15 protein-coding genes are annotated in these 19,140 nt (G+C 66.8%); 9 read left to right on the top strand and 6 right to left on the bottom strand.

Going from position 1 to position 19,140, the window contains the following annotated elements; genetic code table 11:
* Positions 1 to 43: 43 nt before the first annotated feature.
* The 3 genes from C8J45_RS19550 to C8J45_RS07190 are packed head-to-tail and all read right to left on the bottom strand — an operon-like array spanning position 44 to position 2,457.
* Entirely contained in the window at positions 44 to 781 is a 738-nt protein-coding gene (locus C8J45_RS19550) for a PAS domain-containing sensor histidine kinase (protein WP_258191346.1), read from the bottom strand.
* Positions 756 to 1,253, bottom strand: coding sequence for a PAS domain-containing protein (locus C8J45_RS19545; RefSeq protein WP_258191345.1), 498 nt, complete (start codon positions 1,251 to 1,253; stop codon positions 756 to 758). The genes C8J45_RS19550 and C8J45_RS19545 overlap by 26 nt, the downstream gene beginning before the upstream one ends.
* The gene (locus C8J45_RS07190; RefSeq protein WP_107962645.1) at positions 1,243 to 2,457 is read right to left on the bottom strand and encodes a sigma-54 dependent transcriptional regulator; all 1,215 of its coding nucleotides are present in this window, start codon (positions 2,455 to 2,457) and stop codon (positions 1,243 to 1,245) included. The genes C8J45_RS19545 and C8J45_RS07190 overlap by 11 nt, the downstream gene beginning before the upstream one ends.
* A gap of 126 nt (positions 2,458 to 2,583) precedes the next feature.
* Here C8J45_RS07190 and C8J45_RS07185 point away from each other — a divergent pair, with 126 nt between their 5' ends.
* The 7 genes from C8J45_RS07185 to C8J45_RS07155 all read left to right on the top strand — a co-directional run bounded on the left by C8J45_RS07185 (position 2,584) and on the right by C8J45_RS07155 (position 13,486).
* Entirely contained in the window at positions 2,584 to 3,867 is a 1,284-nt protein-coding gene (locus C8J45_RS07185; protein ID WP_258191344.1) for an efflux RND transporter periplasmic adaptor subunit, read from the top strand.
* 9 nt (positions 3,868 to 3,876) lie between these two features.
* A complete protein-coding gene (locus C8J45_RS07180) occupies positions 3,877 to 4,557 on the top strand; it encodes an ABC transporter ATP-binding protein (protein ID WP_107962574.1) in 681 nt (226 codons plus the stop codon).
* Between the two features lie 126 nt (positions 4,558 to 4,683).
* A complete protein-coding gene (locus tag C8J45_RS07175; RefSeq protein ID WP_107962573.1) occupies positions 4,684 to 7,101 on the top strand; it encodes an ABC transporter permease in 2,418 nt (805 codons plus the stop codon).
* 10 nt (positions 7,102 to 7,111) lie between these two features.
* Positions 7,112 to 9,499 carry an FtsX-like permease family protein gene (locus C8J45_RS07170; RefSeq protein WP_107962643.1) on the top strand — a complete coding sequence of 796 codons (2,388 nt, stop codon included), beginning with the start codon at positions 7,112 to 7,114 and terminating at the stop codon, positions 9,497 to 9,499.
* A gap of 254 nt (positions 9,500 to 9,753) precedes the next feature.
* Entirely contained in the window at positions 9,754 to 10,188 is a 435-nt protein-coding gene (locus tag C8J45_RS07165; RefSeq protein ID WP_107962572.1) for a hypothetical protein, read from the top strand.
* A 230-nt stretch (positions 10,189 to 10,418) separates the two neighbouring features.
* Positions 10,419 to 12,932 carry a TonB-dependent receptor domain-containing protein gene (locus tag C8J45_RS07160; RefSeq protein WP_258191343.1) on the top strand — a complete coding sequence of 838 codons (2,514 nt, stop codon included), beginning with the start codon at positions 10,419 to 10,421 and terminating at the stop codon, positions 12,930 to 12,932.
* Positions 12,933 to 13,135: 203 nt separating this feature from the next.
* Positions 13,136 to 13,486, top strand: a complete 351-nt coding sequence (locus C8J45_RS07155) for an alpha/beta fold hydrolase (RefSeq protein WP_107962571.1) — start codon at positions 13,136 to 13,138, stop codon at positions 13,484 to 13,486.
* Here the strand turns inward: C8J45_RS07155 and C8J45_RS19110 are convergent.
* Positions 13,483 to 13,647, bottom strand: a complete 165-nt coding sequence (locus C8J45_RS19110) for a hypothetical protein (RefSeq protein ID WP_181321138.1) — start codon at positions 13,645 to 13,647, stop codon at positions 13,483 to 13,485. The genes C8J45_RS07155 and C8J45_RS19110 overlap by 4 nt on opposite strands.
* A 412-nt stretch (positions 13,648 to 14,059) precedes the next feature.
* Here C8J45_RS19110 and C8J45_RS19540 point away from each other — a divergent pair, with 412 nt between their 5' ends.
* Entirely contained in the window at positions 14,060 to 14,185 is a 126-nt protein-coding gene (locus tag C8J45_RS19540; protein ID WP_258191353.1) for a hypothetical protein, read from the top strand.
* A 562-nt stretch (positions 14,186 to 14,747) separates the two neighbouring features.
* Positions 14,748 to 16,253: an adenosine deaminase gene (locus tag C8J45_RS07140; protein WP_258191342.1), complete on the top strand. Its 1,506-nt coding sequence runs from the start codon at positions 14,748 to 14,750 to the stop codon at positions 16,251 to 16,253.
* A gap of 4 nt (positions 16,254 to 16,257) precedes the next feature.
* Here the strand turns inward: C8J45_RS07140 and C8J45_RS07135 are convergent, their stop codons facing one another.
* Positions 16,258 to 17,595, bottom strand: a complete 1,338-nt coding sequence (locus C8J45_RS07135) for a nucleobase:cation symporter-2 family protein (RefSeq protein ID WP_107962567.1) — start codon at positions 17,593 to 17,595, stop codon at positions 16,258 to 16,260.
* A gap of 173 nt (positions 17,596 to 17,768) precedes the next feature.
* On the bottom strand, positions 17,769 to 19,130 hold the full coding sequence (locus C8J45_RS07130) for an 8-oxoguanine deaminase (RefSeq protein WP_107962566.1): 1,362 nt from the start codon (positions 19,128 to 19,130) through the stop codon (positions 17,769 to 17,771).
* Between the last annotated feature and the right edge of the window lie 10 nt (positions 19,131 to 19,140).

The following is a 19,140-nucleotide window of genomic DNA, read 5'->3' as shown; positions in this document are numbered from 1 at the left end:
TGCTGGCGCTCGCCGGATCGAGCGTTGGACGCTCCCGTGTCTGTCATTGGGTAATCCAGCTGGCTGCAATGGAAGGAATTGCGCCCTCGAACCGCGTTCTGCCGGGCAGAGAATGCGCGAGACTGAGATCGCCGTTGTGGCCGCGGAGAATCTGCCGAGCGAGCGCCAGACCCACACCCGTGCCCTCCGTCTTGGTGGTGAAGAACGGGCGGAAGATGTCGGCCTGGTTTCCAGCGGGAATGCCGGGGCCGGTGTCGGTCATCGTAAATTGCGTTCTGCCGACCATCGACGAGACGGCAAGCGTGACCCGCGCGTCAGGCGTGTCGTGCAGCGCCTCGGCGGCGTTCTGCAGCACGGCCCAAAGCGCCGCGGTCAATTGATCCGGATCGGCCATCAGATAGGCCTGTGCCTCATCGAGGTCTGCCGTAAAGGTTATCGCCGGCCATCTTGTCGTGAACAACGCTCTCAAATCGTTCACGAACGTGGTCAAAGCGATCCGCTTCGGTACGGGCGCGGGCAGCCTCGCGAGCGCTCGGTAGCTCTCGCCGAACCGGTGCAGGCTTGCAGCGCGGCGCGCGACGGTCTCGATCGCGTCGCGAATCTCGGGCAGTGCCGGCTGGGGATCGTCGAGCATCGCCACCGCGGTCTCGGCGAGCGAGGCGATCGGGGTGAGCGCGTTGACGATCTCGTGGCTCAATACCTGAACGAGATCGCGGAGCGCGGCGGCTTCGGCGGCTTTCAGTTCGGCGTCGATGTCAATCAGCGCGCCGATCCGCGTCATCCGGCCTGCGAGCGCAAGATCGCCGGTGGCCAGCGCGAAAGCTTCGGAGGTCGCTCTCGTCTCCAATATCGATCGTGACGGTGCGGCCGGGGCGGGTGTCCGACAGCGCGGCGACGAGCGCGGGCGGCGGATCGGCGACGAGGTCGCTCGCGCCGAGCAGACGCCGCGCGGCGCGGTTGACGACGCGCAGGCGGCCGTCGTCGAGCGCCACCAGTGGTGCCGGCGAGAGATCGAGATAGGCGGTCAGGCGGCGGCGTTCCTCTTCGCCGGCGGTGATGGGGGCGGGCGGGGACGGCGATTGTGCCTGCGGCTGGCCGGTGTCGATCAGGTTGAGCGCGGCGATCCAGACCGCGATCAGCGCGGCGAGTAACGCGGTCGCATACAGGCCGCGTGTAGCCGCTACTGCGCCGGCGGCACCGGCTGCGGCGACCACCAGCGCGCGTAGCGTGGCACGGAGGCGATCAGAGGCCATAGCGTGCCATCCGGCGATAGAGGGCTGCGCGGGTCAGTCCGAGCTGTGCGGCGGCGCGGCTGACGTTGAAGGCTTGGCGTTCGAGCGCGGCGGTGATCAGCGCCTGCTCGTTGCGCGCCAGCGACAGGTCGGGGGCGAGCGGCGTCGGCTCGGCGGTATCGGGCGAAAGCATGACGTCGTCGCTGCCGAGCAACACCGCGCGCTCGATCGCCTGGCGCAGGCCGCGGACGTTGTCGGGCCAGCGATCCGCCGCGATCGCGGTGGCGGTGGCAGGGTCGAGTGCCATGGTCGGCTTTGCGTGGCGATAGGCGAACAGCGCGAGGAAATGCCTTGCGAGCAGCAGTACGTCGTCGGCGCGGTCGGTGAGCGGGGATAGCGCAATGTCGATCGTGCCGACCCGGTCGAGCAGGTCTTCGCCGATCGCCGCCCGGATACCGGCGCGGTCGACCCGCGTCGTCGCGACGACGCGGGTGCTGGCAATTGCGTTCAGGAGCGTCGCATGGAGCGCGCGGGGCAGGCGGTCGATATGGTCGATGACCAGCGTGCCGCCCGCGGCTGCGGCGGTCTGCGCGGCGATGACGGCGGCATCTGCGGCTTCGGCGTCGAGCGTGACGAGCGGTAGATGCGCATGGGGCGATGCCTGATGGATCAGCTGCGCGATCAGCGTCTTGCCGGTGCCGGGCGCGCCGTGGATCAGGATCGAGGCGGTGGTCGGCGCGACGCGCGCGACCAGATCGCGGGCGCGCGCCATCCCAGCGCTCTCGCCGAGCAGGACGCCGCCCGCGACCGGCGGTGTCGCGGCGGTCTCCAGCTTCGCGCGGCGCAGCGCCAGCCCGCGCTCGACCGTGGTCAGCAGGCGTTCGTTGTTCCACGGCTTGATCACGAAATCGGTCGCGCCGCTGCGCATCGCGCGGACCGCCACCGCGATCCCGCTATGCCCCGTGACGACGATGACGACCGCACGCGCGTCCGCTGCGATCAGCCGGTCGAGCATCGCGAAGCCCTCCTCGCCGGTGGTCCGCCCGCGTGCGAAATTCAGGTCGAGCAGGATGACGTCGATCGGGTCGCCCGCGAGCAGCACCCAGGCCGCCTCCGGATCTGCCGCGGTCGACACGCGCATCTCGTGCCGCTCGAGCAACAGCCGCGCGGCCTTTGCGATGTCGGGATCGTCGTCGATGACCAGGATGTGCGATTCGGTTGACATGCTCGGCATAGTGTCCGGAAACGGACAGTCGGTACAGTCAGGTGTTCGCCACGACCTTGGCGCGGATAACTATCGCGATATTACCGTGGCTTAGGTTCTCTGGAGTCGATCCCGTACACTGTTCGCATGACGGAGACGACCCTGGCCGGAAACGGCGCCGCGATGGATCGGCGTATCGAGCGCCCGCATGCGAAACGCCGCAAGCGGATCGTGCGCGGTGCGATCGCATTCGTGCTGGTCGCGGCCGCGGTGCTGTTGTGGCTGCTCATGCCGGGTGCCAATGCGCTGACCGTCGATGCGGCCGCGGTCCGAACAGGCGACGTCACGCGCGCGCCGTTCCGCGACTTCGTGCCGCTGCGCGCCGAGGTCGCGCCGTTGAGGACCGTGTTCGTGACCGCGATCTCTGGCGGGCAGGTCGCCGAACTCGCCGCGAGCGACGGCGCGATGGTCGCCGCCGGTACCCCGCTCGCGCGTCTCTCCAACCCTTCGCTCGAACTGGACGTGGCAAGCCGGTCCGCCGATATCGTCGGACAGTTGAGCGCGATCAGCGGGCAGCGGCTGTCGGTGCAGAACACCCGGCAGGACGGCGCGCGCGACCTGGCGGAGGCACGCAACGCGCTGTCCAAGGCGCGGACGCTGCTCGCGCAGAAACAGGTGCTGTTCGACAAGGGGATCATCACGCGCGCAGCGATCGATCCGGTGCGCGAGGATGTCGGGTATCAGCAGGCGCGCGTCGGGGCGCTCGATCGCGGGACCGCGGAGGCCGGCGCGACGCTGGCGGACCAGTCCTCGGGGATCGCCGCGACCGCGCGGCAGTTGCGCGAGAGCCTCGCGATGGTGCGTGCGAGCCTGTCCGCGCTGGTGCTGCGCGCGCCCGTCGCGGGGCGTCTGACCGCCTTCGCGCTGCAACCAGGCCAGACGCTCAAGAGCGGCGATCCGGTCGGGCAGATCGACTCCGAGGGACAGTGGAAGCTCACGGCGGACGTCGACCAGTTCTATCTCGGGCGCGTCCGCGCGGGGCTCGCCGCAGTCGCCGATATCGACGGACGCAGCTATCCGATGTCGGTCATCAAGATCCTGCCGCAGGTTACCGAAGGCCGGTTCCGCGTCGAGCTCGGTTTTCGCGGAGCCGTGCCGGCCGGACTGAACCGCGGCCAGACGCTCGACGTGCGGCTCGTGCTTGGCGCGGACCGGCCTGCGGTGGTCGCACCGTCGGGCGGCTGGCTCGACGCGGGCGGCACCACCGCCTTCGTGCTCGATGGCGACAAGAAGGCCGTCAGGCGCGCGATCGTCACCGGCCGGCGCAATCCCGATCAGGTCGAGATCGTCTTGGGCCTCGCACCCGGCGAGCGGATCGTGACGACCGCGCTCGGCACCTACGCCCCCTTCCAGACCCTCCTCATCCGATAGGATTCCATCATGATCCAGCTACAGGACCTCAGCCGCACCTATGCCTCCGACGAGATCGAGACGACCGCACTCGGCGGCATCGACCTCGCGGTCGAGGCGGGCGAATTCGTCGCGATCATGGGGCCGTCGGGTTGTGGCAAATCGACCTTGCTCAACATCATCGGCACGATCGACCGGCCTACGGGCGGACGGTATCTGTTCGAGGGCGCGGACATCGCGCGCGCGCCGGAAGCCGAGCTCGCCAAGCTGCGCCGAGACCGGCTGGGCTTCGTGTTCCAGAGTTTCAACCTGATCGACGAACTGACGATCGCCGAGAACGTCGCGCTCGGGCTGGCCTATCGGACGATGCCCGCGCGCGAGAAGAAGGATCGCGTGGCGGCGGCGATGGACCGGGTCGGCATCGCGCACCGCCAGCGGCACCACCCGCACCAATTGTCGGGCGGCCAGCAACAGCGTGCGGCGATCGCCCGCGCGATTGTCGGCGAGCCTCGCCTGATCCTCGCCGACGAGCCGACCGGCAATCTGGATACCGAAAACGGCGCGCAGGTGATGGACATCCTGGGCCGGCTGAACGCGGAGGGCGCGACGATCGTGATGGTCACGCACAGCCCGTCACACGCCGACATCGCCAAGCGGACGGTGCACATGCTCGACGGCAGGATCCTCTCGTCCGCAAGGCGCGCGGCATGATGCGCCGCTCGCTCCAGACGCTCGTCCTGCTGCTGCTCGTGATGGTGCTCGTCCGCCATCTCGCGGCGACTAAACCTGGCTTCAAGCCCGGCCCCAATCCCGCAAGCGACGCCTGAAGGAACCGCCATGTCCGCGCTCACCAGTCTCTATCGTTCGCTCGCGCATCACCGGCTGTTCGCGGTCCTCAACATCGGCGGGCTGGCGCTGGGGATCGCGACGTTCTTCGTCCTGTTCCTCTTCGTGCGGTTCGAGACCGGGTACGACCGGGTGCTGCCGCAGCAGGACAGGCTGTGGGTGATCGAGGAGCGCTATGTGATGCCGGGCTATCCGGCGGACACCAGTCCGAACACGATGGGCAACGAGCTCAAGCAGTTGCGCGCCGATTATCGGCAACTCGTCGGGACGCGCTACGTCGGCACGGCGGCGACCGTGCAACAGGGCGGGCAGGCGACCGCCGAGGAGCTCGGCACGGTCGATCCGAACTTCTTCGAGCTGATGCGGTTTCCCGCGATCGCGGGCGATCCCACCGCGACGCTCGCCGATCCTAACGGGCTGGTCGTCACGCAACGCGCCGCGCGGAAGTATTTCGGCAGCCAGCCGGCGATCGGCCAGACCTTGCAGCTGGCGATCGACGGCAAGACCTATCCTTACCGCGTGGGTGCGGTGCTGCGCGACATGCCTGACGACGTCACGTTCAAGGACGAGATGTTCGCGCAACTGGCGCCTGCGCGGTTCGGCAACGAATGGTGGGATCACTGGGGCAGCGCCTCGCTCGCCACGCTGCTGCGCTTTCCCGATACGGCTGCGGCACGCACGTTTGAGGCGCAGTTGCCCGCGTTCCTCGATCGTCACGCCTATGCTGGTGGGAACCTGAAGAAAGGCGAGTATTTCCAGTCGTTGCGGCCGCTGACCGCGATGCACCTGTACAGTCCAGGCGACCGTGCGATCGTCACCACGCTGGGTGCGGTCGGGCTGTTGACGCTGCTGATCGCGATCGTGAACTACGTCAATCTGGCGACCGCACGGGCAGGGCTGCGCGCGCGCGAAGTGGCGATGCGCAAGGTACTGGGGGGCACGCGACGATCGCTGGTGCGCCAGTTCCTCGGCGAGGCGCTGGCGACCGTCGCGGTGGCGGCGCTGATTGGGCTCGCACTTGCCGAGGTCGCGCTGCCGTTCGTCAACGCGCTCGGCGGGACGGCGCTGGCGATCCATTATGTCGGATGGAATGGCGTGGTCCTGCCGCTGGTCGCGCTCGTATTGGGCATCGCGCTGGTCGCTGGGATCTATCCGGCGTTCGTGCTGTCCGGGTTTCGCCCGGCCTCGGTGCTCGCATCCACCCGTGCGCCCGGTGGCGGGCGTAGTGGAACGCGGCTGCGGAGCGCGCTGGTGATCGTGCAGTTCGCGATCGCGATCGCCTTCGCCATCGCGACCGGCATCATGCTCCGGCAGACCGCGCATATGCGCGACGCCGATCTTGGCTTCCGCCGCGACGGACTGATGATCGTCCGCTCGCTGATGACCGGTGGGATCGACGTGCCGCAGCGCGCGGCGATCCTGCGCAGTCTTGCGTTGGTACCGGGCGTCTCCGGAGTCACCGTCGCCAACAACGCTCCGGGTGACCAGAGTACGACCAATTTCTCAGGATACAGCCGGGCAGGATCGTCCGGCGGCAAGATATCGCTGATGGACGTCGGTACCGGCCGCGACTATTTCCGCGTGTACGGTGCGCGCCTCGTCGCGGGGCGCCTGTTCGATGCCGCGCATGCCGATGACCGCGGTCTGCTGACGGCCGCCGAACGCAAGCGGGCGGGGCCCAACGTCGTGATAAACCGGACGGCGGTAACCGCGCTGGGCTTCGCGTCGCCGACGGCGGCACTGGGGCAGGCGATCAATGACGGCGAGCGGGACTCGACGATCATCGGCGTGGTCGACGACCTGCGATTCAGGAGTCCGCGCGACCGGGTCGACCCGGTCGCCTATACCTACAACACGGTCGACATTCTCTCGCCGTTCGCAGCGGTCCGCTATGCCGGTGCCGACGCGAAGACGATGATGGCGGCGCTCGATGCGGCGTGGAAGCGCGTCGTGCCCGGTGTTCCGTTCCAGGCGCGCTCGGTCGAAGACAACCTGTTCGCGCGCTATTACAAGGCGGATGCCCAGCGATCGCGGCTGTTCACGATCGGCGCGGTGCTGGCGATCCTGATCGGGTGTATCGGGCTGTACGGGCTCGCGGCGTTTGACACGTCGCGGCGCGTGAAGGAGATCGGCATCCGCAAGACGCTCGGCGCGTCGACGGCGGAGGTGCTGCGGCTGTTGATCGGTCAGTTCATGCGGCCGGTGATCCTCGCGAACCTGGTCGCGTGGCCGCTAGCCTATGTCGCGATGCAGCGCTGGCTCGGTGGGTTCGACGACCGGATCGCGCTGTCGCCGCTGTTCTTCGTCGGCGCCTCGCTCGCCGCGGTGCTGATCGCCGCCGCAACCGTCTTCGGCCAGGCATGGCGCGTTGCGCGCGCCGAGCCAGCCCGCGCGCTGCGCCACGAATAGGGGCCGGTCGATGTTGCTCGCCTTGTACCGCTCGCTGACCCGGCATCGACTGTACGCTATCCTCAACATCGGCGGGCTTGCGCTCGGCATCGCGGTGTTCCTGGTGCTGTTCCTCTACGTCCGGTTCGAGACGGGGTACGATCGCGTGTTGCCGGGATGGGAGCGGGTCTGGATGGTCGAGCGGACACTCCAGTTTCCCGGCAATCCGAAGGTCGACATCCCTTCGCTGCCGCCGATGTTGGCGCAGATGAAGGCCGACTATCCCGGCACGAGCGGTGCGCGATTGCTCCAGTACGACGTCGCGGTGCAGAACGGTACGGTAAGCATTGCGCAAACGATGGGACAGGTCGACCCGGCCTACTTCCAGCTCTTCCCGTTTCCGTCGGCCGAAGGCGATCCGGTCGCCGCGCTCGCGCGGCCCGATGGCATCGTCATCACCACCGCTGCCGCACGGACATATTTCGGCGACGGCTCCTCGATCGGGCGAACGCTGACCGTCCTGTTCGATGGTGCGCCCCATCTGTACCGGGTCGGGGCCGTGTTGCAGCCGCTGCCGGGCAACATATCCTACGCCAGCGACCTGTTCACGGCCGTTCCACCCGATGCGACGGCACAGCGTGGCAAGGGCTTCCGGACTTTCTTGGCATTTCCCGACGATGCCGCCGCCGCACGCGTAAAGCGCGGACTGGCGGCGTTCGTCAAACGCCACCCCGATCCCGATTTTCCGGCCGGCATGGTCGATATAGCCAAGACCGGCATCGTGCCGCTCGCCAGCGTGCATCTTGCTGCGGGCACCGTCGGGACGGTCGTGACCGTACTCGGCACGGTAGGCACCGTCACGCTGCTGCTGGCGGTGATCAACTACATCAATCTCGCAACCGCGTGTGCCGGGCTTCGCGCGCGTGAGATTGCGCTTCGCAAGGTCGTCGGCGCGACCCGTGGCGCACTCGTCGTGCAGTTGCTCGGCGAGGCGTTGATCGCGGTGACGCTGGCGACGCTGATCGGGTTGGCGCTTGCCGAGATCGCGCTGCCCTTCGTCAACGCCACCGGCGGCACCGACCTAACGATCGTCTATTGGGGATCGGACTCGATCTTGGTCCCGCTGGCGCTGGTGATCATGACGGTGTCGGTTCTCGCCGGGTTCCATCCTGCCTTCGTGATTTCACGCTTTCAACCCGCGGCCGTGCTGGCGGCGGCGCGGACGCCAGGCGGCGATCGTCCGGGCGCGCGGTTACGCAAGACGCTGGTCGTTTTTCAGTTCGGGATCGCAATCGCACTGATGATCGGCACCGGAATACTCGTCGCGCAGACGCGGCACGTCCAGAACGCCGATATCGGTTTCGCACGCCACGGTTTGATCATGGTACCGGGATATGGTGCTGCGGCGGTCGATCGCGCGCAACGCACGGCGCTTGTAACCGCGATCCGCGCCACTCCGGGGGTCGCCGCAACCACAACCAGCGGCATCGCACCCACTGGAGGTAGCTATTCGATCAGCGCCATGCACCGTGCCGGCGCCACCGACGAACCGCCGATGATCCTCCAGGCGACGGTCGGCGAGCGTTTTTTCGAAACTTACGGCGTCGCGCTGCTCGCCGGTCGCCGATTTGACCCAGGCCGCTTCGCGATCGACGAGGAGCAGGACGATGAGGGCAAGGAGACGCGCGATCACAATGTCATCCTCAACCGCACGGCGATCCAGCGTCTGGGCTTTGCAACTCCCGCCGCCGCCGTCGGACAGGTCATTGCACAAGGCGACCGGACGGCGCGGATCATCGGCGTCGTCGGCGACATGCGTTTCGCCACGCCGCGCGAGCCGCTCAACGCTGTCTCGTACAGCTATCGAACAGATGGCGGCGCAGCCCCGGTCCTCGTCATTCGCACCAATAGCGACGTCGCAGGAGTGCTTGCGCAGGTCGAATCGGTATGGCGTCGCCTGGCTCCGAATGTGCTGTCGGGCGCAATCACGGTCGATCAGAAACTGTACGAATCCTATTATCGCCAGGACGTCCAGCAGTCGCGGCTGTTCACGACCGGCGCGGTGCTGACGGTCGCGATCGGATGCCTGGGGCTTTACGGCCTGGCGGCGTTCGATACCATGCGGAGGTTCCAGGAAATCGGTATCCGCAAGGTGCTGGGGGCCTCGACCCGCGACGTGATGCGGCTGTTGCTGGTCCAGTTCCTCAAGCCGGTCCTCCTTGCGAACGCGATCGCCTGGCCAATCGCGTGGCTCGCGATGTCGCGCTGGCTGGGCGGGTTCGACGACAGGATCGCCCTCTCGCCGATCTATTTCGTCTGCGCCAGCGCGCTCGGGCTCGTCATCGCTGTGGCGACGGTTGCGACCCAGGCATGGCGGGTCGCACGGGCCGAACCTGCGTGCGCTCTGCGCCAGCTCTAGGAGATGAAGCAGGTGTGTTTCAGGCCGGGAACGCGATGGCGTGCCGAATTGCGAAACCCGGATTAGGATCGACCGATCCTAGGCGCGGCGCGGGGCGGTAGAGCCGAGATGACCGGCGCGTGACCGTGAATGAGTTTTTGAACTCGGCCGGCGCGAAGGACTCAGCGGATAGCTGTTGATGCGTCTTCCGTCGACACGAGGTCTTGTTCTGAAGCTTCACCCGAACTGCCACCTTATCGCCCTAAACACCTCGCATGATCCGCGCTCTGGTACGATCAGCCTACTTCGTTTCGAGATGTACTACGTGCGGACTGTCTACTCTGCGGCCCCTCTGGCGACAGGCGTTCCAGAACAGGGAGATTCGGATGGAAGTTGTTCTAATCGTCGCAGCCCTGGCGTCACAGACCGGCCCGTTGACGGTCGTCCCCGACGTCGTGAATTTCGATCTGGCGAAGGTGCGACCAAAAGTATTGACGTGCCTGGACCGAGGACAGTCGGACGAGATCATCGTGTGCGCGCCAAAAGGCATGGACATCTGGTTGGGTGACGTACGCGGATTTGCCGCCAAGCCCTTGGATGCGGATTTCAAAGGGCCGCTGAACGCCGAGACCGCCATCCACGTCATTCAACACCAGAGCCCCGTCGCTACGACCCCCGCTGCGGCCGTGACGTTCAAATGGCGTTTCTAAGGTCGCTTTTTGCGCGGGGAATGCATCGAGAACGAACCAAACTAGGCTCATGCCTCTCCTGTTGCCAGAAAGCGCCGCATTCCGGACACGATAGCTCGCTCCACTCCTGATCGACCCACTCGCGAGACCGTGACGATGATCGACACCCCTGCCACCGTGATCTGCGTCTCGTGAGTTATGGGTTAGAGGTTCGCCCCTTTCGAACAATGCTCGCCTGCCTTGCGGGGGGCGTGGCATTACCAGGCGCTGGATCGGCTCAGGATATACCTCTGGAGGCACCGTCTTCCAGCCAGGACGAGATCGTCATCACGGGTCAGCGGACTGCCGGCAGCGCGGTTGGTGTTGTAGATCCGACCGCGACCCTGGATCAGGCGGCGATCCAGGCGCTGGGCGCGACCGATCTGAAGACTTTGCTCGAACGCCTGAAAACGCTCACGACGTCGGCAAGCGGCGGGGATCCGGTCTATCTGCTCAACGGCCGACGGATGTCGAGCATGAACGAACTCTACAGCCTGCCGCAGGAGGCGATGGAGAAGATCGAGGTCTTGCCGGAGTCCGAGGCTGCACGCTTCGGTTTCCCCGCCACCGTTCGTGTGATGAACTTCATCACCAAAAAGACGTTTCGCGCGGTCACGTATCAGCAGGCCACCGGCACCACGACGGAAGGCGGAGGCGAGACGAACTATGTCGAGGTAACCGCCGCCCGTATCGACGGCCCGCGCCGCGCAACGCTGACCATGTCGCATCTGCGGCTCAATCCGGTCCTGCAAAGCGAACGTGCGATCGTCCCCGATCCGGACATGCTGTATGCGCTTGGCGGCAACGTTACGGGGGTAGGCGGGGGGAGTATCGATCCCGCGCTGGATGCGCTGGTCGGTAATCCGGTTACGATCGCCGCAGTGCCGAACGACCCGGCAGGTCAGCGGACGCTGGCGGGATACGTCGCCGGCGCAGGGGCGCCTGCGGTTACCGATATCGGGCGGTATCGCTCGCTCCAGCAGCGTAGCGACAGGATCTCTGTCGACGGCACCGTCGCCGCGCCGATCGGCAAGTCGATGAGTGGGTCGCTCAACCTGTCGATGGAAGCGCAGCGGAGCACTGGTTTGAACGGCCTGGCGCCCGCCCTGCTGACCGTACCGGGAGGGAGCGGCGCGCTGCCCTTTGCCAGCGATGTCTTGCTCTACCGCTATCTGCCGGACGCGGTGCTCCGGCAGCGGAATGCGAGCCTGACCCTGCACGGTTCTGGCCTGGTGCAGGGCAGTATCCGGCGCTGGGGGTGGAACGTCACGACCAGCTACGACCGGGTGCGCGGGCTGGCACGGTCGCAACAAGGCGTCCCGATCGACGACTTGCAGGCCTCTGTCGATGCGGGCGGCGATCCGCTGGCGATGCTTAGCCCCGCGGCGGCCGCGCTGCGTCAGGACTATCGAAGCCGCACCGTGACGGGCACATTGCTGACGAAGGCGGTCGCGAACGGTCCGCTGGTCAAGCTGCCGGCCGGCGACGCGCAGATCACGCTGTCGGGCGATTACGCACGATCGAGCAGCTCGGGCAGCCTGCCGGGTTTGCAGCAATCGACGCTGGATCTCACGCGCACGACGAAGGGGGCAAGCGTCAACGCGGATATTCCGATCGCCTCCGCCAACCAGAACGTCCTCGCGTTCCTCGGGCAGTTGTCGGTCAACGGGATGATCGGTGTCTCGGACGTGTCCGATTATGGTCGGCTGGTCAGTTCCAACTATGGCCTGACATGGTCCCCGGTGCAACCGATCCAGCTGATCGCATCGGTCAACGACGCGCAGACCCCACCGGCGATCGCGCTGTTGACCAATTCGACGGTCACCACGCCGAACACGCCCTTTTTCGACTTCACCACCGGCACCAGCGTGCTCGTCACGACGATCGCCGGCGGCAACCCTGCCTTGGCCCCGGAACGCCGACGGATCGTCACGCTGGGCGTGGCCGTATCGCCGATCAAGGCAAAGGATCTGCGGCTTACCGCCAATTATCTCGAAACGCGCATCGGCAATCAGACGGCGACGTTGGGCAGCGCCACCGCGGCATTCCAGACCGCGTTCGCCGACGCGTTTCAGCGCAATGCCGCAGGCCAACTTGTCAGTGCCGACCTGAGGCCGGTCAACATCGCGCGCGAACGCGAAAAGAAGATGCAGGTCACGCTCAGCGTGTCGACGCCGATCGGTCGTACCCCCCGGCCGCCGACGCCGCCCGTCGGCACCGCCGCGAAGGACAGCCCGCCGCCAGCCGCGCCCAAGCCCAGGCCGCAAATCTATGTGTCGATGACCACGACCTGGCGGCTCGACGATCGCCTGTCGTTGCGGAGCGATCTACCGGCGCTGGACCTGCTGGATGGCGACACGCTGACCGGCACCGGCGGGCGGCCCCGCTGGGAAACCGAACTGAACCTCAGCGGATCGCTCGGGGCCGCGAACATCGGGCTGTACGGCCGGTTGCAGGGGCCGACCCGAATTCGCAGCGACCTGGCGGCGTCGGACCTTCGCTTTTCGGGGCGGACGTGGCTCGTGCCCTACGCATCGCTCAAGGTCGACCAGATCGTCAAACGTCCTTGGGCGAAAACCATGATGCTGCAGTTCACGGTCGAGAACCTGTTGAACGATCGGATCGATGTGCGCGACCGGCTCGGGCGGGTCCCAAACCGTTTCCAGGCCGCGTACATCGATCCGTTAGGTCGCTCCGTCCGGCTCGGTCTGCGCAAGCTCTTCTAGACGTGCGGTCTGCGGAGTGATGCACAACCGCGGGTGTTTGAAACGGCGCTTACTTACCGGATCGGTTCCTGAGGCATCAGGGGGACGGTGTTGGCGGTATGCTCAGCTCGGCGCGAACTTTTCGTAATGGAAGTGCTGTGGCTCGATCCGTTTGTCGCGTCCGACAGGGTTGGGGCCGTACGGATGCCGCTTATCGACAGGTCGTGACGGCGACCTTCATGCCGAGCGCGACCACCGAGGAACTCGACTGGTTCAACCTTTTTCAGCGCCAGACGGTCTCCGCCGAGAACGCCGCGCGCTACCTCGAAGTGTTCGCCGACATAGACGTGCGCCCGATCCTGAAGAACGTGCAGGCGCCGACGCTCGTGATGCACGCGCGGGGCGATCGTCGTATTCCGCTGGCGACTGGTGGCGAGCTGGCCGCGGAGATACCGGGCGCCGAGTTCGTCACGCTCGACAGCGACAACCACCTCTTGCTCGGACGAGAGCCCGCATCGCTGGCGTTCGTGGCGCATGTCCGGCAATTCCTTTCGGCACCGTTGACGGTGGGCTAGGCAAGCGCGCTGGGGCGCATGTGCGGGCTGCTCAAGGCCATGTGCGCAGATCGTTCGTAGACGGGACCGACGACCGCCAGCAGGCACAACGTCGTGCTGAAGGCAGTCGCTGCGGTGACGATCATCGCCTGGGCGACGCTCAATTTCGAGGGGAGGGGCATGGTGTGTCTTTCCAGATCATGGCAGGAACGCTGGCACGCAGTCCTGACGAGTTTCATGCCGGGCACTCCCGGCATCCGTACCCATGCAACGATGCCGTCGGTACGCACGTTGGTCGCCGCGTGGAAACAATGCGTCCGTGCGTGGTATTAGGGTGCACGGGCCAGACGCACCGAACTGAATCAAGTCGGGGGTCGCGTCGGTGCACCCAAAAGACGCGCCCGTCCGCCTGTCGGTTGAATGCAGGCGGCAGGTTGCACAAAGCGTCTAAACAGTCGCCGCATACTCGCCCCGACCTCCGGGGCCCCAATCGCGTTGCGCTCGCGACGATACCATTTCCCAATGTTCGCGGGCGCCTATTTTCGCGGTCCGAGCGGAGGTCTAGACGTCGCGCCGTTCGTTGGAGATCGCGCGATGCTCCTGTCAGACCCCGCCCGTGCTGCCCTTATCAAGGTGCCGGCGGTGACGCTCGGCTTCTGGGTCATCAAGATCCTCGCGACCACGCTGGGCGAGACCGTCGGCGGACGGCCTTCATCCTGATCCGGCCACTCGATGCTGCAGTCGGGGATTTCCGCAATAAGCCGGTAACGCGACGGCAAAGGTGCATCTTGGTTCGATCGTAGCAGGAGCGCCGCTCTTGGTCACGAAGAAGAGTGGGTTGAGCCGCCTTTCGAGGCCCGGTTATTCGTCCGTCCCGACTTCGATATCGGAGCGAGCGCCGAGACCTGGCTGGAGTTGCCGCCCACGTGATTGGGCTCTGGAAATCCCCCTCGCGAGGGGGGAGGCGGCAGGCGTCGCCCGACGGACGAGGACGCTGGGATAATCTCCGTTGTGTGTCCGCCGCTTCCGTCGCCTGCGTCATCACCTGCCCTTGGCGAGGAAGGATCGTCGAACGGTCCGGATGCGCTCATTTCGGCAATGGATCGTGGCTTTGTTTGCTGTTGAACGCGGCGGAGTTGCCCGGTTATCGCTGAGCCTGCGGGGGGCGGCTTCGTCGGATAGTGATATCGCGACGTAAGACAGCGTGTCCGGTTCGCATCCTATTGCTCTGATATCGCGAGATTTGGTCATGCGTTCATTGTGGACTGCGAGTTGCATTGGCTTGGCATTGTGCGCGTCGGCGGCAGAGGCTGCTCCAAAGCGCGCGGTGTCGGACGAGGCGCGGACCGCGGCGTATCTCGATACGATCGCGGGGAGCCCGCCACGGTTGCGGATGTTCCTGCAGCGGATGCCGAAGGGGGGCGACCTGCACAACCACAGCGGGGGCGCGATCTATGCGGAGGATTTCCTGCGTTGGGCGGGTGACGATGGGCTGTGCATCGCGACCGATACGCACCGGATCGTGGCCAAGCCGGCGGACCAGAAGGCGTGCGACGCGCCGAACCGGATACCCGCGGCTGGGCTGGAACGGGAGTATCCGCGGTACAGCCAGATGATCGACGCGCTGTCGACGCGCGGGTTCGAGAGCGGGGTCGGCGATCCGGAGACGTCCGGGTACGACCGGTTCTTCGCGACGTTCGGGGCGTTCTGGCCGGCGGCGATGGGCAACGAAGCGAAGTCGCTGTCGCTGACGCGCGCGCAGGCGGCGGCGGACCGGGTGAGCTATGTCGAGCTTGGCAGCGGATCGGGCGCGATGGCGACGCTCGCCGCGCGGCTGGGGGACACGCGCGACGTAGATGCGAACGACTTTGCGGGGATGCTCGCGCGGTTGACGCCGTTGCTGCCCGCCGCGGTGGCGCAGGCGCGCGCGGAATATGACGGGTTCGATACCGAGCTGGCGCGGATCGACGGGTGTGCGACCGCGACGCCGAAGCCCGGGTGCGCGGTGGAGATGCGCTATCTCTATACGGCGATCCGGACGGTGCCGGCGGCACAAGTGTTTGCGCAACTCGCGTTCGGGTTTGCGCTTGTCTCGGCGGATGCGCGCTTTGTGGGCGTGAACATCGCGGCGCCCGAGCATGATCCGGTGGCGGTGCGCGACTATGCGCTGCACATGCGGATGATCGCGTTCCTGAAGGCGCGGTATCCGAAGGTTGCGCTATCGCTGCACGCGGGGGAACTGACGCTTGGGCTGGTCCCGCCACGCGAGCTGGCATTCCATATCCGCGATGCGGTGGAGGTCGCGGGGGCTCGGCGGATCGGACACGGCATCGACATTTCCTACGAGACGGACGCGGCCGGGTTGCTGAAGCGGATGGCGCGGGACCGGGTGGCGGTGGAGATCAATCTCACCAGCAACGCGGTCATCCTCGGCGTGAAGGGCGCGGCGCATCCGTTGTCGCTGTACCGCGAGGCCGGGGTGCCCGTGGTGCTGTCGACCGACGACGAGGGTGTGTCGCGGAGTGACATGACTAACGAGTATGTCCGCGCGGTGACCGAGCAGGGGCTGCGCTATGCGGATCTGAAGCAGATCGTGCGCGATGGGTTGCAGTATAGCTTCCTGCCGGGGGCTAGTCTTTGGGTTGACCGCGCTGGTGGAGCAAAGGTCGTGGTGTGTCGGGTGGTCGAGGCTGCGGCTTGCGAGGCGTTCGTTGCCGGTAGTGTGAAGGCGGCGCGTCAGGTTGCGTTGGAGCGGGATCTGGCGGCGTTCGAGGCAGAGGCTCGCTGAGGGATTAGTCGGTCGGCGTAGCGGTGCGGCCGGGTACCGCCAGGTTCAGCACCACCGCGATCACCGCCGCCGGAAGCACACCCGAGGTCAGCAATATCCGCAACGTCTCCGGCAAGTGCGAGACCGCGCCGGGTTCCAGTTCCAGGCCTATCCCGAGCGACAGCGCGACGCCGAAGATCATCATCGTACGCTGCGTCCAGGCTACCGCGGAGAGGATCGAGATCGCAGCGGAGGCGACCATGCCGAACATCACGATGACGCCGCCGCCCAGCACCTCGATCGGGATGGTGGTGACGAGCGCGCCGATCTTCGGCGCGAGGCCGCACAGGATGAGGAACACCGCGCCGACTGTGACGACGTGGCGGCTCATCACGCCGGTGATCGCGATGAGGCCGACATTCTGGCTGAACGAGGTGTTCGGCATCGCGCCGAACAATCCGGCGAGCGCGGTGCCGACGCCGTCCGCGGAGGTCGCACCGATCAGCTCGCGGTCGGTGGCGGGCCGCAGCGCGGTGCCCTCGCAGATCGCCGAGACTGCGCCGATCGACTCGATCGCGGAGATGAACCCCATCAGGCAGAAGCCGATGATCGCCGACGCCGACAGTGCGAAGCCGAAGTGGAACGGCGAGGGTAGCATCACCCAGCCGGCCTGCGTCACAGGCGCCATCGACACGCGGCCCATCGCGACCGCGAGCGCGTAACCGGCGATCAGGCCGAGCAGCACCGCGGCGCTCGACCAGATACCGCGTGCGAAGAAGCTGAGACCGAGCGTGGTCAGCACGACGGTGCCGGCAAGCAGCCAGCTCGCGCCCGCGCCATAGGCCGGCGTGCCGATCGCGGGCACGCCGCCGGCGGCATATTGTACGCCGATCCGCATCAGCGACACGCCGATCATCAGCACGACCAGGCCGGTGACCATCGGTGGCAGTGCGAAGCGGATGCGGCCGACGAAGAAGCTGAGGCAGGTGTGAAAGAGGCCGCCGACGAGCGCGGCCGTGGTGAGTTCGGCCATCGCCGCGACGCCGTGACCGGTGACGATCGGGATCATCACCGGGAGGAACGCGAAGCTGGTGCCCTGGACGATCGGCAGGCGCGCACCGATCGGGCCGAAGCCGATCGTCTGGAGCAACGTGGCGATGCCGGCGAACAGCATCGACATCTGGATCAGGTAAATCAGCTCGCGCGGGTCGGCCGAGCCGAACCCGAACCCGGCTGCGCCCGCCACGATGATCGCGGGGGTGAGATTGCTGACGAACATCGCGAGGACGTGCTGGATGCCGAGCGGGATCGCGACGGCCAGGCCGGGGAAATGATCGGGGTCGCGGGCTTGGTCCGGGGTCATCTTGGGGCGGCGGGGGCGTGTCCTGATCCGAGCAATCCTCCCCCGCCAGGGGGAGGTGGCAGGCGTCAGCCTGACGGAGGGGGCGGTAAGAGAAACCTCTGCTCCGTGTCCTCCCCCTCCGTCGCCTTCGGCGCCACCTCCCCCTGGCGGGGGAGGATTTACGTTTAGCTTGATCATGCCAAGCCTTTCAGCCGAACGAGCGAGCGGTCCGCCGCGCGAAGAATCTCCCGGCGGCTGGCTTGGACGAGATCATGGTCGCGGACGACGGCGCGACCTTCGACGAAGACGTCGCGGGCGCCTGGGGGTGGACTGAGGATCAGGGCTGCGACCGGATCCCAGCTGCCGAGCGAATGAATCTCGCTCATATCCCACACCGCGATGTCGGCGCGCTTGCCGGGTTCGAGACTGCCGCAATCGTCGCGGCCAAGGATCCCGGCACCGCCGCGTGTTGCGAGAAAGAGCGCGTCGCGTGGGTCGAACGCCGCTGCACCGCCGATGGCGCGTTGCAGCAGGAGGGCCTGGCGTGCTTCGAGCAGCAGGTTGCCGCTGTCGTTGGACGCCGAGCCGTCGACGCCGAGGCCGAGGCGGACGCCCTTGTCGACCATCGCCTTCAGCGGCGCGATGCCCGAGCCGAGGCGGCAGTTCGAGCACGGGCAGTGCGCGATCCCGGTACGGGTGCGCGCGAAGAGGTCGATCTCCTGCGCGTCGAGCTGGACGCAGTGCGCGTGCCAGACGTCGGGGCCGGTCCAGCCGAGGCGTTCGGCGTACTCGCCTGGGCGGCAGCCGAACCGGGCGAGCGAGAAGGCGACGTCGTCGGCGTCCTCGGCGAGGTGGGTGTGCAGCATGACGCGCTTTTCGCGCGCGAGCAGGGCGGCATCGCGCATCAGGTCCTGGCTGACCGAGAAGGGCGAGCAGGGGGCGACGCCGACGCGGATCATTGCGCCGTCGCTGGGGTCGTGGAAGCGGTCGATTACGCGGATCGTGTCGGCGAGGATCGCGGCTTCGTCCTCGACGAGGCTGTCCGGGGGGAGCCCGCCCTTGCTTTCACCGACGCTCATCGCGCCGCGCGTGGGGTGGAAGCGGATGCCGATTTCGCTGGCGGCGGCAATTGTGTCGTCGAGCGTCACGCCGTTCGGGAAGAGGTAGAGATGGTCGGAACTGAGCGTGCAACCGGACAGCGCCAGTTCGGCGAGGCCGAGCTGGGTCGCGGCGAAGACGTCCTCTGGGCGGTACTGCGCCCAGATCGGATAGAGGCGCTTGAGCCAGCCGAACAGCGGTGCACTGGTCGCGCCGGGGACCGCGCGGGTCAGGGATTGGAAGAGATGGTGGTGCGTGTTGACGAGGCCGGGCGTGACGACGCAGCCTCGGGCGTCGATCACGGTGCTGGCCTGGGTGAGGAGTTCGGCAAGCTCGTGCGTCGGGCCGACGGCTTCGATGACGCCGTTACGGAAGGCGATCGCGGCGTTGGGAACCTCGCGGCGTACGTCGTCCATGCAGACGAGATGGTCGGCGTTTTTGAGGACGGTCAGTGTCATCGTGATCGGA

This window comes from Sphingomonas sp. PP-CE-3G-477, assembly GCF_003050745.1.
Classification (GTDB): Bacteria; Pseudomonadota; Alphaproteobacteria; order Sphingomonadales; family Sphingomonadaceae; genus Sphingomonas.
The sequence above is the reverse complement of the archived record's forward strand: the minus strand, read 5'-3'. Positions and strand labels throughout refer to the sequence as shown.